At 60.4% G+C, this 14524-nt stretch carries 14 protein-coding genes; 5 read left to right on the top strand and 9 right to left on the bottom strand.

Translation table 11 applies throughout. The features are described from left to right. Positions 1-26: 26 nt before the first annotated feature. Complete coding sequence (locus IH404_RS20280) at positions 27-3497, top strand: PAS domain-containing hybrid sensor histidine kinase/response regulator (protein ID WP_005790132.1); 3471 nt, start codon at positions 27-29, stop codon at positions 3495-3497. Positions 3498-3558: 61 nt separating this feature from the next. Here the strand turns inward: IH404_RS20280 and rmuC are convergent, their stop codons facing one another. Further along, on the bottom strand, positions 3559-4923 hold the full coding sequence (gene rmuC / locus IH404_RS20285; protein ID WP_177464428.1) for a DNA recombination protein RmuC: 1365 nt from the start codon (positions 4921-4923) through the stop codon (positions 3559-3561). Positions 4924-5098: 175 nt separating this feature from the next. Next, the gene (locus tag IH404_RS20290; protein ID WP_005790136.1) at positions 5099-5422 is read right to left on the bottom strand and encodes a hypothetical protein; all 324 of its coding nucleotides are present in this window, start codon (positions 5420-5422) and stop codon (positions 5099-5101) included. A gap of 457 nt (positions 5423-5879) precedes the next feature. On the opposite strand from IH404_RS20290, the gene IH404_RS20295 reads away from it, so the two are divergent. The 4 genes from IH404_RS20295 to IH404_RS20310 all read left to right on the top strand — a co-directional run bounded on the left by IH404_RS20295 (position 5880) and on the right by IH404_RS20310 (position 9033). Next, positions 5880-6185, top strand: coding sequence for a hypothetical protein (locus tag IH404_RS20295; RefSeq protein ID WP_032803664.1), 306 nt, complete (start codon positions 5880-5882; stop codon positions 6183-6185). A 441-nt stretch (positions 6186-6626) separates the two neighbouring features. Next, entirely contained in the window at positions 6627-6851 is a 225-nt protein-coding gene (locus IH404_RS20300; RefSeq protein ID WP_005790139.1) for a hypothetical protein, read from the top strand. 275 nt (positions 6852-7126) lie between these two features. Next, on the top strand, positions 7127-7609 hold the full coding sequence (locus IH404_RS20305) for a hypothetical protein (RefSeq protein ID WP_005790141.1): 483 nt from the start codon (positions 7127-7129) through the stop codon (positions 7607-7609). A gap of 146 nt (positions 7610-7755) precedes the next feature. Then, positions 7756-9033: an outer membrane protein transport protein gene (locus tag IH404_RS20310; protein WP_005790143.1), complete on the top strand. Its 1278-nt coding sequence runs from the start codon at positions 7756-7758 to the stop codon at positions 9031-9033. A gap of 65 nt (positions 9034-9098) precedes the next feature. On the opposite strand, the gene IH404_RS20315 is transcribed toward IH404_RS20310, so the two are convergent. The 7 genes from IH404_RS20315 to cobU all read right to left on the bottom strand — a co-directional run bounded on the left by IH404_RS20315 (position 9099) and on the right by cobU (position 14387). Further along, complete coding sequence (locus tag IH404_RS20315; RefSeq protein WP_005790144.1) at positions 9099-9650, bottom strand: redoxin domain-containing protein; 552 nt, start codon at positions 9648-9650, stop codon at positions 9099-9101. Positions 9651-9800: 150 nt separating this feature from the next. After that, on the bottom strand, positions 9801-11000 hold the full coding sequence (locus tag IH404_RS20320; protein ID WP_164365808.1) for an MFS transporter: 1200 nt from the start codon (positions 10998-11000) through the stop codon (positions 9801-9803). A gap of 63 nt (positions 11001-11063) precedes the next feature. After that, positions 11064-11468: a MarR family transcriptional regulator gene (locus IH404_RS20325; protein ID WP_005790150.1), complete on the bottom strand. Its 405-nt coding sequence runs from the start codon at positions 11466-11468 to the stop codon at positions 11064-11066. Positions 11469-11510: 42 nt separating this feature from the next. Next, entirely contained in the window at positions 11511-12239 is a 729-nt protein-coding gene (locus tag IH404_RS20330) for an adenosylcobinamide-GDP ribazoletransferase (RefSeq protein WP_005790151.1), read from the bottom strand. A gap of 2 nt (positions 12240-12241) precedes the next feature. Continuing rightward, a complete protein-coding gene (gene cobC / locus IH404_RS20335; RefSeq protein WP_103733674.1) occupies positions 12242-12817 on the bottom strand; it encodes an alpha-ribazole phosphatase family protein in 576 nt (191 codons plus the stop codon). Further along, positions 12814-13869, bottom strand: a complete 1056-nt coding sequence (gene cobT / locus IH404_RS20340) for a nicotinate-nucleotide--dimethylbenzimidazole phosphoribosyltransferase (protein WP_194438876.1) — start codon at positions 13867-13869, stop codon at positions 12814-12816. The genes cobC and cobT overlap by 4 nt, the downstream gene beginning before the upstream one ends. Continuing rightward, on the bottom strand, positions 13866-14387 hold the full coding sequence (cobU, locus tag IH404_RS20345) for a bifunctional adenosylcobinamide kinase/adenosylcobinamide-phosphate guanylyltransferase (RefSeq protein WP_005790157.1): 522 nt from the start codon (positions 14385-14387) through the stop codon (positions 13866-13868). The genes cobT and cobU overlap by 4 nt, the downstream gene beginning before the upstream one ends. Between the last annotated feature and the right edge of the window lie 137 nt (positions 14388-14524).

A 14524-nucleotide genomic window follows, 5' to 3' on the forward strand; every position in this document is an offset into this window, starting at 1 on the left:
CGGGTGTTCTTATGCTCGGAGTTACCATGACGCTGTCCAGCGGGCTGATCGCCGCCGTTGCCCTGGCCTATATGGCCATTATGTTTGCCATCGCCTTTTACGGTGACCGCCGCCATGCGCCGCTGCCACCCCGGGTGCGTGCGTGGGTCTATAGCTTGTCGCTGGCGGTGTACTGCACCAGTTGGACGTTCTTTGGAGCGGTAGGCCAAGCCGCCGAGCAGTTGTGGGCATTTTTACCGATCTACCTGGGGCCGGTGCTGTTACTGGTGTTGGCGCCTTGGGTGCTGCAGAAGATGATCCTGATCAGCAAGCAGGAAAACATCACCTCCATCGCCGACTTTATCGCCGCTCGCTATGGCAAATCCCAATCCCTGGCGGTGGTGGTCGCGCTGATCTGTCTGGTCGGCGTGCTGCCCTATATCGCGCTGCAACTCAAAGGCATCGTGCTGGGCGTAAACCTGTTGATCGGCGCCGGCCCGGACACCACCGGTACCCGGGCTCAGGACACAGCCTTGATCGTGTCGCTGGTGCTGGCGCTGTTCACTATCGTGTTTGGTACGCGCAACCTCGATGCCACCGAACACCACCGGGGCATGGTGCTGGCGATTGCCTTTGAGTCTTTGGTCAAGCTGTTCGCATTCCTCGCGGTCGGTGCGTTTGTGACCTACGGCTTGTACGACGGTTTCGGCGATCTGTTCAGCCAGGCCATGCTCGCACCGCGCCTGGAGGAATACTGGAAAGAAACGATCAACTGGCCATCAATGGTGGTGCAGACTGGCGTCGCCATGATGGCGATCATCTGCCTGCCCCGGCAATTCCATGTGACCGTCGTTGAGAACATTGACCCGCAGGACCTGCGCCTGGCCAAGTGGGTATTCCCGGCGTACTTGATCCTCGCCGCGTTGTTCGTGGTACCGATCGCCCTGGGCGGCAAAATGCTGTTGCCCGGTTCGGTGCTGCCCGACTCCTACGTGATCAGCCTGCCGATGGCCCAGGCCCACCCGGCCCTCGCCGTGCTGGCGTTCATCGGCGGGGCTTCGGCAGCCACCGGCATGGTCATTGTGGCCAGCATCGCGTTGTCGACCATGGTCTCCAACGACATGCTGTTGCCCTGGTTGCTGCGCCGCTCCAGCGCCGAGCGGCCGTTCGAAGTATTCCGCCACTGGATGCTCTCGGTACGCCGGGTGAGCATTGTGATCATTCTGCTGCTGGCGTATGTGAGCTACCGTCTGCTCGGCTCGACTGCCAGCCTGGCCACCATCGGCCAGATCGCTTTTGCCGCCGTGACCCAACTGGCCCCGGCGATGCTCGGTGCGCTCTACTGGAAGCAGGCCAACCGACGCGGTGTATTTGCCGGCCTGGCTGCCGGTACATTCCTGTGGTTCTACACCTTGGTCCTACCGGTGACGGCGAAAAGCCTTGGCTGGTCGCTCAGCCTTTTCCCCGGCCTGACCTGGATGCACTCCCACCCATTCGGGCTGTCGGTGACGTCGCTGACCTTGGGTACAGTGTTCTCCCTGGCGGGTAACTTCACCCTCTTCGTCTGGGTATCGATGCTGTCGCGCACGCGGGTTTCCGAGCACTGGCAGGCCGGCCGGTTTATCGGCCAGGAAATCAACCAGCGCGCCAATGCTCGTTCCATGTTGTCGGTGCAGATCAGCGACCTGCTCAGCCTGGCTGCACGTTTCGTCGGCGAAGAACGTGCCCAGCAGAGCTTCATTCGCTTTGCCTATCGCCAGGGTAAAGGCTTCAACCCCAACCAGAATGCCGACAACGATTGGATTGCCCATACCGAGCGTTTGTTGGCCGGCGTGCTCGGCGCCTCCTCGACGCGGGCAGTGGTGAAAGCCGCGATCGAAGGGCGGGAAATGCAGCTGGAGGACGTAGTACGCATCGCCGACGAAGCCTCCGAGGTGCTGCAATTCAACCGCGCCCTGCTGCAAGGCGCTATCGAGAACATTACCCAGGGCATCAGCGTGGTGGACCAGTCGCTCAAGCTGGTGGCCTGGAACCGACGCTACCTGGAGCTGTTCAACTACCCGGACGGTTTGATCAGCGTTGGCCGGCCGATTGCCGACATTATTCGCTACAACGCCGAGCGCGGCCTGTGCGGGCCGGGTGAAGCCGAAGTACATGTGGCGCGACGCTTGCACTGGATGCGCCAGGGCCGCGCGCACACCTCCGAGCGCCTGTTCCCCAATGGCCGGGTGATCGAGTTGATCGGCAACCCGATGCCCGGTGGCGGTTTTGTCATGAGTTTCACCGACATCACCGCGTTCCGCGAAGCCGAACAGGCACTGACCGAGGCAAACGAAGGCCTGGAACAACGAGTGACCGAGCGCACCCATGAGTTGTCGCAGCTCAACGTGGCGCTGACCGACGCCAAAGGCGTGGCCGAATCTGCCAGCCAGTCGAAGACCCGCTTCCTGGCGGCAGTCAGTCATGACCTGATGCAACCCTTGAACGCGGCGCGGCTGTTCTCCGCCGCCCTCTCCCACCAGCACGACGGCCTGTCCGACGAGGCGCGGCAACTGGTGCAGCATCTGGATAGCTCGTTGCGCTCAGCCGAAGACCTGATCAGCGACTTGCTGGATATCTCGCGCCTGGAAAACGGCAAGATCAACCCACAACGCCAGCCCTTTGTACTCAATGAGCTATTTGACACCCTGGGCGCAGAATTCAAGGCGCTGGCCCATGAGCAAGGTTTGCGCTTCCGTTGGCGCGGCAGCCGCCTGCGAGTGGACAGCGACATCAAGTTGCTGCGGCGGGTGTTGCAGAACTTTCTGACCAATGCCTTCCGTTATGCCGACGGGCCCGTGCTGCTGGGCGTACGTCGACGTCAGGGCGAACTGTGCCTGGAAGTATGGGACCGCGGCCCGGGCATTCCGCCGGACAAGCAAAAAGTGATCTTCGAAGAATTCAAGCGCCTGGACAGCCACCAGACCCGCGCCGAGAAGGGCCTGGGCCTGGGCTTGGCGATTGCCGACGGCCTGTGCCGCGTGTTGGGCCATCGCCTGAGCGTGCGCTCGTGGCCGGGCAAGGGCAGCGTGTTTAGCGTATGCGTGCCGCTGGCGCGCAACCAGACCAGCCCGCAGCCAAAAGCCGCCGTGGAGAACGGCCTGCCCCTGAGCGGTGCGCGGGTGCTGTGCGTGGATAATGAGGAAAGCATCCTGATCGGTATGCGCAGCCTGCTGACACGCTGGGGCTGCGAAGTCTGGACCGCCACCGACCAGGCCGAGTGCGCAGCGCTGCTGGCCGACGGTATGCGACCGCAACTGGCGCTGGTGGATTATCACCTGGACCACGGCGAAACCGGCACCGAACTGATGGGCTGGCTGCGAGCGCAATTGGCCGAGCCTATTCCCGGCGTGGTGATCAGTGCCGACGGGCGCCCGGAGATGGTGGCGCAGGTGCATGGGGCGGGGCTGGACTACCTGGCCAAGCCGGTGAAGCCGGCGGCGTTGAGGGCACTGTTGAGCAGGCACCTGCCCTTGTAAAAGGGTCGTGCGTGGTCAAAATGTGGGAGGGGCTTGCCCACTCCCGCATTTGGCCCCACCTCTATTCGGGGAGATGCGCCACGCCATCCGAATCTGTCATCGCTCGCTCCAGTAAATCCGCCGGAAGGCTCTTGCTGGCTCGGGCGCCGAGCAACCTTAACTGCTCGGTACGGCTGACCAGATTCCCACGCCCGTCCGTCAATTTGTTGCGCGCCGCGCTGTAAGCCTTGTCCAACTGCTGCAGCCGGTTGCCCACTTCGTCCAGGTCCTGGATAAACAACACGAACTTGTCGTACAGCCAACCGGCACGCTCGGCGATTTCCCGGGCGTTCTGGCTCTGACGCTCCTGCTTCCACAGGCTGTCGATCACCCGCAGGGTGGCGAGCAAGGTGGTGGGGCTGACAATCACGATATGGCGATCGAAGGCTTCCTGGAACAAATTCGGTTCAGCCTGCAAGGCCGCGGAAAAAGCCGCCTCGATCGGTACGAACAGCAGAACGAAATCCAGGCTGTGCAAACCTTCCAGGCGCTTGTAGTCCTTGCCGGCCAAGCCCTTGACGTGATTGCGCAAAGACAGCACATGCTGCTTCAACGCCGCCTGGCCAATCACTTCGTCATCTGCCGCGACGTACTGTTGATAGGCGGTCAAGCTGACCTTGGAGTCGACCACCACCTGCTTGTCGCCCGGCAACATGATCAGCACGTCCGGCTGGAAGCGCTCGCCATCCGGGCCCTTGAGGCTGACCTGGGTCTGGTATTCGCGGCCTTTTTCCAGGCCTGCGTGTTCCAGCACCCGCTCAAGAATCAGTTCCCCCCAGTTGCCCTGGGTTTTCTGCCCCTTGAGGGCGCGGGTCAGGTTGGTGGCTTCGTCCGACAGGCGCAGGTTCAGTTGCTGCAGGCGCTCAAGCTCCTTGGCCAGGGAGAACCGCTCACGGGCTTCGTTTTGATAGCTTTCTTCAACGCGTTTCTCGAAGGACTGGATGCGCTCCTTGAGCGGGTCGAGCAACTGGCCCAGGCGTTCCTGGCTGGTTTCGGCGAAGCGCTGTTCACGCTCGTCGAAGATTTTACCGGCAAGCTCGGCGAACTGAGCACGCAGCTCGTCCCGTGAGCCTTGCAGGTCAGTGAGGCGCTGCTGATGGCTCTCCTGCTGCTCGCGCAATTCCGCGCTCAGGGCTGCGGCCAAGGCATCGAGACGGCGCAGTTCGGTTTCCTTGGCGCTGCGATCGAGGTTCCAGGCATGGGCGGCATCGCGGGCGTTATCGCGGTCGATCTGCAACAGTTCGACTTCGCGGCCCAGTGCCGCCAGGTCGGCTTGTTTGGCGGCGTTGGCCTGGCTCAGGTCGCTGATTTCATCGCGACTGGCGTCCAGTTGGGCGGCGAGCCCTTCCTGGGCCAGTTGCGCGTTTGCCAGGCGTTCTTCCAGCAGTTCCCAGCCGGTGTTACGCGCGTTCAAGCGCCGCTGAATCTGCCAGCACAGCGCCAGTAACGGTACGGCTGCGCCAACGAGCCCCAAGGCAATACTGGTCCAGTCAAAAACCATAGCCATTTCTGCCATCACCAAAAAAGATCAAGGGTAACCAAGCACAGGGCGCGAAGACAGCTCAGTCTTCGACCTGGCCCAGTTCACGCTGGGCGCGACGATCGCCGGCGCGAGCGGCCGAGCGTAATAGATCATGACCAATGCGCCGATCACGGGCGTTTCCGCACTCACGGCACATCAGTTGGCCGAGACGACTCTGTGCGGCCACCACGCCTTCCCGGGCAGGCTGCTTGAGCAAGCGCCCGGCGAAGTGCTTGACGTTGCTGCTCTGGCCCAGACGCGGGCTGTCGAGCAGCCACAGAGCGACCTTCAAGGAAAAACGCTTGGGTGCGGTAACAGTTTGAGTAGTGTCGGTAACAGAAGGTGATACTGAGCGAAACTTCATAAAGCACTGTGGGACAGAACGGAAGGCGCGCCACTCTACTCTTTTTTTCGTACAGGTAAAGCTGAAAAAAACCTGCACGCCCGTCCTAGAGCAAGCGCTTGGGACAATCCACAGAAGCTGTGGATAACTCAGTGGACAACCCTCCTTGAACTCGCGCAAAGGCCCATGGAACGGGGCCCCCGGTCAAACTGACGATTTTTTCACCAATAAAAAAAAGCCAGATTTTTCATTGACTTAAATTTTGATTACAGGCAAATGGGCGCCCTTCTCGGTGAGTGGCAGGAGGGTTACACATGCCGCAACCAATGTGCACAAGTAACTATTCAAGGGTTATATCGCCGGCGTTTTTTGATTCAACACGCGTTAAACATGTTACTGCCAGGACAAACCCAGGGGCTTTTCAAATCTGTCCCGGCTCGCCACACTGCGCCACCGTCAATGCAACTCTGTAGGGCCGATGAAAGGAATTCTGCTTTTCGCCATGCTGCTGTTGGCCATCTGCGCGACATCGTTGGGAATCAATGCCGCGCTACCCTCTCCGGACGGCGCGTTGTTTGCCATCGCGATTTTGCTCTCGGCCGCCTTTACCGCCGCGAGCCTGTGCATCGAACTGAGTGACGGCCGGATCAATGATCTGCACGAGGTCATGCAACTGATCGAGACCGGCCAGTCCTTGCGCCTGACGCTCGCCGCCTACGCACTGGGCTGCGCCCTGGCTGCGTCTGTGACCGTACTGGTCTATCGTGGATTGCTCGGCGGCTGATTAAAGTTTTTTGCCCCCCCCTTCCCTTCCCTGTTTCATTCCGTTACTATCCGCGGCGTTAGTACCAAGCTGAAAGTCAATTCTGGTCGAACAAGTCCCCTGAACCACACGGGATCGACCACCTCGATGGTTTCCAGGTATCGCTTGCGACGACACTGCCTTTGAACAAGCAAAGGGTGTCGCGAAGTTTACATACTCTGACCGAACCAACCTGCAAATTGATCAGGATCTTCACCCCGGGCCCAGAACCTTTGCCCCTGTTGTGTTGCCTGCCCTCCTAAGTACCTACCTGCCAGCCCAAGCGCGCCTAAATTATTAGCGCTTCAAACTGGCTGCTTTGTTCCAGTCAGGTTCTTCGCTTGATCAATGGTGATCAGCGTTACTGGAACGTTTTAACGTTGCACGGTTCTTATCCGTGTCATTTGTAGGAACACCAATAATATGAACGCTCAAATCCACACTCAGGATGCCATTCGCACCCTCACTAACGCTTTTGCCCCAATGAACTGCCTGATCATGGCCGCTCGCAAAGGCTGCTTCAGCTTCACCCTGGTCAATGAACACGGTATCGCTCGTCACAGCGAACGCCTGTACCCCGATCAATACTCCAGCGCAGAACCGCTGCAGGCCGTGATCGAGCGTACCCGTCAGGCACTGACTGCCTGATCGACCGAGTCGCTGAAAACAAAAACCCTGTCTGAAAAACAGGGTTTTTTATTGCCTGAAATTTGGCGCGGGCCTGTATTTACTAAGCACCGATAGATATAAACGTTATAACTGAATAGACAAGATGTTTTAAAAACAGTCCTTTACATCATGAATATGACACTACACTTCAACTCAAGCGGCATCGTCCGCTTGCGACGGGCCTGAGATCCGATTCACCGCTGCCAAGCCCTCCTTCTCAGGCTCGTCCACCCCATTTATGGACTGAGGCTTGTATGGGTATTGCCGCCAGCGAATTGTGTCGTTATGTGATCAGGCCGACCTTGACCTACCTCGGCTGCCATAACCCAACAGCCGAGTCCTTGTTACTGGGCATCGCCGCCAGCCAGTCGGAACTGGGGTCGGCCCTGCATGATCGGCGCGGCCATGGCCTCTATAGCATCACTGAACCCCGCCACCGTGCCCTCTGGGACGAATACCTGGCGCTGGACCCGGAACGCGCAAGCCTGGTGCGCGGGCTGGCCAGCCAACATGCGTTTCTGAGTGCGCCCCAGGTGGAGTTGACGGTAAACCTGCGATACGCCACGGCAATCGCCTGGTTGCTGGTAGAACAACACCGCCCGGCACTGCCCGCCCCAGGCGACGTATTGGCCATGGCGCGTATCTGGAAAGAAATATTCCACCCTCAAGGGAGGCTGCGGGATTTTACCCAAGCCTGGCAAAGCTGCGTCCCATCCATAAAACAGGTGATCTGCTGACCGGGCAAATTGCAAGATTCGGCAAAAAACAGCGAATCTGGTCGGATTGTCCTACAAAACCGCTCTATCTCCTGCATTACACCCTATAGCGCGATCGCAAATTTATTGTTACTTTCCGCTGCGGTGATCACCTCGGAGTTCTAATAATGAAAAAAGTAATGCTCAAGACCACACTTAGCCTCGCCGTTGCCATGGCATCCTCCCAACTATTCGCCAGCGGCTTTGCCCTGAACGAACAGAGCGTCAGCGGGATGGGTACTGGTTTTGCAGGTCGATCTTCTTCTGCCGATGATGCAAGCACTGTGTTCGGTAACCCTGCCGGTATGGCACGCCTGGAAGGTCAACAGATCACCGGCGGCGTTGCAGCCATTGATGCTTCTACTGATATCAGCGACGTCAGCGGCCGCTCCCGCGGCAGCAACAAAGGTGACATGGTGCCATTCACCGCCGTCCCTTTCGGTTTCTACACCAATAAACTCAACGATCAGTGGGCTGTCGGCTTCGGTGTCTATGCACCGTTCGGCCTGGTAACCGACTACGAAAGCGGCTTCCAGGGCCGTGGCTTTGGCAGCAAGAGTGAAGTGAAAGTCATCACCTTCCAGCCAACGGTCAGCTACGCCTTCAACGACCGTGTTTCCGTTGGTTTTGGCCCGACCATCAACCGCATCGCCGGCACCCTGGAATCAGACCTGACGCTGAACGCTCTCGCGCCAGACACCAACATCAAGATCAAGGGTGACGACACCGCGCTGGGCTTTAACATCGGCGTGCTGGTACAAGCCACCGATACCACCCGCGTCGGCCTGACCTATCACTCCAAGGTCAGCTACAAGCTGGACGGCCACACCGAAGTCACCGCACCAGCCGCGACCGCTGCCGCCCTGCGCAGCAATCGCTACGATGCGTCGCTGAAGATCGATACGCCTGAGTCCTACGACCTGTCGGTGACCCAAGACCTGACCGACGCCTGGAAGCTCTATGCAGGTGCAACCTGGACACGCTGGAGCCGCTTGAAAGACATCACCGTCAAGAACGACGGCGTGTCCGGCGCAACAGGCGGCGCGCTGGCCCCTGCCTTGGTCGGCACTATCAAGGAAGACCAGAACTGGCACGATACCTGGGCCTATGCCGTGGGTACTTCTTACCAGCTTACCAAGCAAGTGGTGTTGCGTACCGGCCTGACTTTCGACCAGTCGCCTACCAACAACACGGATCGTTCGCCACGCATCCCGACCGGCGACCGCACGATCTTCAGCCTGGGCCTGGGCTACGAGGTCATGCCGAACATGACCATCGACCTGGCCTACTCCTACCTGAAGGAAGAAGACGTCAAGGTTTCGCGCTCCAACCAATTGGCCAGCTACAACGCCAAGTATGAAAACAGTGCCAACGGTTTCGGCCTGGGCATGACCTACAAGTTCTAAACCGCGACCGTATAAAAAAGCCCCGCTCTCCTGTGAAGGAGGCGGGGCTTTTCAATGCCCGCGAATCAGGGTTTGGATGCTATCGCCTGCTCCACCGCCTTGATCAACTCCGGGCTGTCCGGCTTGGTCAGGCTGGAAAAGCTCGCGACAACATTGCCCTGGCGGTCAACCACGTACTTGTAGAAGTTCCACTTCGGCGCCGCGTCGGCCTGCTCGGCAAGGACCTTGAACAGATGCACCGCATCCGGCCCCTTGACCTTCTGCGGCTCGGTCATGGTGAAGGTCACGCCATAATTCACGTAACAGACCTTGGCGGTCTCCTCCCCGGTCTTGGCTTCCTGCTTGAAGTCATCGGACGGCACGCCAATCACTTCCAGGCCTTCGCCCTTATAGCGTTGATATAAGCCTTCCAGGCCCTTGAACTGCGGGGCAAAGCCGCAGAAGCTCGCCGTATTGACGATCACCAAGGGTTTGCCAGCGAATTGCTGGCACAGGTCAATGGATTCCTTGGCGCGCAGTTTGGGCAATTGGCCCGTAAGCAGCGACGGGCAGCTGGCGGCCATGGCCACGCTGCCAACAGCCATGAGGACGGGTACAGCGAGCCAGCGCATCAACATGATCAAAGTCCTTGAGTCAGTTCAGGCATTGAACTTAACAGATCGCCATGCCAAGTTGCATCAACGCCAGGCCACCTTGCTGCCAACCCCACCAGGCCAGTAGCAACAGAAGCAACCCTGCCGCTATCACCATCAAGCGCACCGCTACCCTCATGCCGCCTCCATCTGCGCCTGCACACGCGCCACTGGCCGCTCACGCACCGGCCAGTTCAAGGCCGCGGCGAGCAGGCTGAGCAGAATCGCCACCTGCCAGATCAAATCGTAGTTGCCGGTTCGATCATAGACCACCCCGCCCAGCCAGCCGCCAAGGAACGAGCCGAGTTGATGGAACAGGAACACAATCCCACCGAGCATCGAGAGGTTGCGTACACCAAACAACGTCGCGACGGTGCCGTTGGTCAGCGGCACGGTGGACAACCACAGAAACCCCATCGCCATGCCAAACAGATAGGCCGTCACTTCAGTGACTGGCGCCCACAGGAACAACACAATCACCACCGCCCGCAGCAGGTACAGACCAGTCAGCAAGCGCGGCTTGGACATGCGCCCGCCCAGCCAGCCAGCGGTATAGGTGCCAAACACATTGAACAGACCGATCAAGGCCAGCACCGTGGTGCCCACCGTGGCCGGCAGATGTTGGTCGACCAGGTACGCCGGCAAGTGCACACCGATAAACACAACCTGGAACCCGCACACAAAAAAACCAAAAGACAGCAGCCAGAACCCGGAGTGAGAGCAGGCTTCCTTCAACGCTTCGCGCAGGGTTTGCTGACCGACCGTGACCGGCAACGGCCGGTCCTTGAGCATGGCAACCAGCGGCAGGATCAACGCCACCATCAAGCCCAACGCCAGCAACGCTGCGGACCAGCCCAGCCAACCGATCAAGCCGAGGGTGCCGGGCACCATGGCGAACTGGCCGAAGGACCCGGCCGCGCTGGCAATGCCCATGGCCATGCTGCGTTTTTCCGGCGGTACGGCGCGGCCGACCACACCGAGAATCACTGAAAACGAGGTACCGGACAGGCCGATGCCAATCAGCAAGCCTGCACTCAGGGACAATGACCACGCGGAGTCGGACATCCCCATCAGCACCAGGCCCACGGCGTACAACACGCCGCCGACAAACACCGCTCTGGTTGCGCCGAAACGGTCGGCCAAGGCGCCGGTAAACGGCTGCGCCAGGCCCCAGATCAAGTTCTGCAAGGCAATGGCGAAGGCGAAGGTCTCACGCCCCCAGCCGAATTCGCTGCTCATCGGCGCCAGAAACAGGCCGAAGCCATGCCGTACGCCCAAGGACAACGCCAGGATCAGCGCACTCCCCACAAGGATCCAACCGCTGGTGCGCCACATCGAGGTCATTTTTTATTCTCCGCTCGCGGGTATATACCCGCTTGTAGTCGAACAAACCGCCGTTCAGGCGAGTTCATCCAGCAAGGCCAACAAGGTTTCGCGCTTTTCAGCGCCGAGCTTATCAATCAGCTTCTGTTGCGCCGCTTCCCATGCCGGCAACGCGGCGGCCAATCGCTGCTGGCCACTTTCAGTCAACAGCACAAGGCGGTTTCGCAGGTCATCGCCCTCGACCAATTGCACCAACCCCTCGCCTTCCAGGACACGCAGGTTGCGCCCCAGGGTGCTGCGATCCAGGCCCATGGCTTCGGCCAGGCTGGAAATGCTCGGTTGGTCGAGGCGCTGCAGGTTACACAGCAAAGAATACTGGGCGACGTTGATCCCGAAGCCGTCGAGAGCGCCGTCGTAATGCCTGCTGACGCCACGGGCGGCGCGTCGCAGGTTGGTGCATAAACATTGGGAAGCAAGCATAGAGCGTGTATATACCCGGAGTTAAGGAATTGCAAGAAAGCGTTACAGCGCCAACCCGACCAGGACAGCGACTTCCAGCAGCTCCAACAGCGCGCCTGCCGTGTCGCCCGTGGTACCGCCAAGGCGCCTGATCATCAAGTAACGCAGCCACACAAAGCACAGCACCGCCAGCAATACCGCAATGCCACCGTTGAAACCACCGATCAGGATGCAGGTCAATCCGCTGAGGATCAGCACCTGCTGGCCGACAATCCGCGGTAAGTAGTCCGACAAGGCCTGGCCCAACCCTCCTGCCCGCACATAGCGCGTGGTAAGAAACAGCGCCAGCATCGAAGCCCGTCCGATCAACGGCGCCAGGATCAGGGCGGCGCCATTATGCTGCTCGATCAAGGCCACCAACGCGCTGAACTTGAGCAATAGCACCAAGCCCAGGGTAACCACCGCAATCGGCCCGCTGCGCGGATCTTTCATGATACTGAGCGTGCGTTCGCGATCACCAAAGCCACCCAACCAGGCATCGGCGCTGTCCGCCAGACCATCCAGGTGCAGGCCACCGCTGAGCAGCACCCAGGCCGTCAGCAACAGCGCGGCGTGCAGCAGCAAGGGCGCGCCCATCAATACCAGGTTCAACCCCCACAGCAATAGACCGAACAGCAGTCCCACCAGCGGATAAAACAGTAACGAACGGCCTAGCTCCTGAGGCTGCGGCATACCCGGCAAGCGGATCGGCAGGCAGCTGAGAAATTGCAGGGCAATCCAGAACGGCAACATCGTCACGATCCTTCTTTCAGTACGCCGTCGGCACCGACCTGCAGGCTGAAAAGCGCGCCGTGGCCGACCTCGACGTTCAGCAGTTGCTCGCGCGGCATCCCACGCGCCCGGGCCAGCAGCAGGCGCATCACGCCGCCATGGCTGACCAACAACACGCGCTGGCCGGCGTAAGCCTGATGCAGGCGTGACACCGCGCCGAGCACCCGCTCGGAAAATGCACTGACAGGCTCGCCTTGGGGCGGCGTGAACGCATAGGGATCGGCCCAGAACAAACCCAGCCCTTCGGCATCGGTCTCCATCAGCGCCGCGGCGCTCTGGCCTTCCCAGGCACCGAAGTGGAGTTCTTGCAAAGCCGGCTCAAGGCTGACCGGCAGGCCGAGCTGTGCTCCCAGCTCCTGGGCAAACAAGGCGCAGCGTTGCAACGGTGAGCCGATCAACCGATCCCATGGCCCCTGCCCCACCACCGCGGCTCGCATCTGCGCCCAGCCCCTGGCGGTCAAGGCATCGTCCAGGCTGCCGCGCAGGCCGCCGCCCAGCTCGGTTTCGCCGTGGCGCAGCAGGTCCAGGTGCAGGGTCATGCGGGGCGATCTGCCACGGCCGCTTCGGCGAAGGTTGCCATCTGCCCGTGCAACGCACAGGCCAAACGCAACAACGGCACCGCCAGCGCCGCGCCGCTGCCTTCGCCCAGGCGCAAGCCCAGTTCCAGTAGCGGTTCGGCATCCAGGCTGTGCAACACATGGCGATGGCCCGGCTCGGCACCGCGATGCCCGAACACCAGCCATTCGCGGCACGCCGGGTTCAAGCGCACCGCCACCAGCGCCGCAACGCTGCAGATAAACCCATCCACCAGCACCACGATACCTGCCTGCGCACAGGCCAGGTAAGCGCCAACCAACGCGGCAATTTCAAAACCGCCGAGATTGAACAGCGTTTGCAACGCATCACCCCGTTGCCCGGCATGCAGCGCCAAAGCGCGCTCGATGACCGCGACCTTGTGGCTGACGCCCGCTGCATTCAAACCTGTGCCCGGGCCAGTCAGGTCGCTCACCTGGCAATCCAGCAATGTACAGGCCAACGCGCTGGCCGCGGTGGTATTGCCGATACCCATCTCGCCGCCGATAAACACCTGCGCACCGCGTTCCAGAGCGCGGTGCGCGCTGTCTCGGCCGGCTTGCAATGCCAACAGCCCCTGAGCCTGGGTCATCGCCGGGCCATCAACAAAGTTGGCCGTGCCCGCGCCGATATTCACATGACGCACGCCGGGCAAGTTCAGCGAGGGCGTCACTGTGCCAAGATCAATCACTTCCAGTTGCGCATCCAGTTGCCGCGCCAACACGCTGATCGCCGCACCACCACTGACGAAGTTTTGCAGCATCTGCCCGGTCACTTCCTGGGGAAATGCCGACACGCCTTCGGCGACCACACCGTGATCACCGGCAAAAATCGCGATCCACAGTTGCTCCACCGACGGCTTGACCTGGCCCTGCAAACCCGCCAGTTGCACCGCCAGCGCTTCCAGCTGGCCGAGGGAACCGGCGGGCTTGGTCAATTGTTGCTGACGCGCCAGCGCCTGTTCATGGGCCGCGGTATCAATGGCCTTGCAGGGGTTGAGCCACCAGGATTCCGTCATAACGCAGTACCTTTCAAAGTCAGGGGCAGGCCGGCAACCGTCAACACCACACGCTGACACCGCTCGGCCAAGGCTTGATGCAGCCAACCGGCTTCATCCACATAGCGGCGAGTCAATTCGCCCAGCGGCACGACACCCAGACCGGTCTCGTTGCTGACAAAAATGATTTCACCCGGCAGCGAAGCCAGGGTTTGCAGCAGTTGATCGCGCTCGAACACCAGACGATCGCTATCGTCGAGCATCAGCAGATTGGTCAGCCATAACGTCAGGCAGTCCACCAACAGGCAGCGGTCGGTAGCGGCGTTTTCACGCAACACATGCGCCAGCTCGATGGGTTCTTCAATCAGCCCCCAATGATCCGGGCGACGTTCGCGATGCAGCGCCACCCGCTGATTCATTTCACCATCCAGCGGCTGGCTGGTGGCGATATAAGTGACCGGCAAAGCGCTGTCGCAGGCGAGCTTTTCAGCCAGGCGACTCTTGCCCGAGCGGGCACCACCCAAGATCAGTTGGAGCATGGAATTAGCCCTGTAAAAGTCAAAGGTGGAGCGCAAAACCAGAATGAATGCGGCGCTTTACGTAACCACGATGCGCAGCGAGCCGCTCTTGATTTTGCTTTTGATCTCAGGCGCCCCGTTAAACCACGCTGGCCGAA

Source organism: Pseudomonas sp. OST1909, from assembly GCF_015277575.1.
In the GTDB taxonomy this organism is placed as follows: Bacteria; Pseudomonadota; Gammaproteobacteria; order Pseudomonadales; family Pseudomonadaceae; genus Aquipseudomonas; species Aquipseudomonas synxantha_A.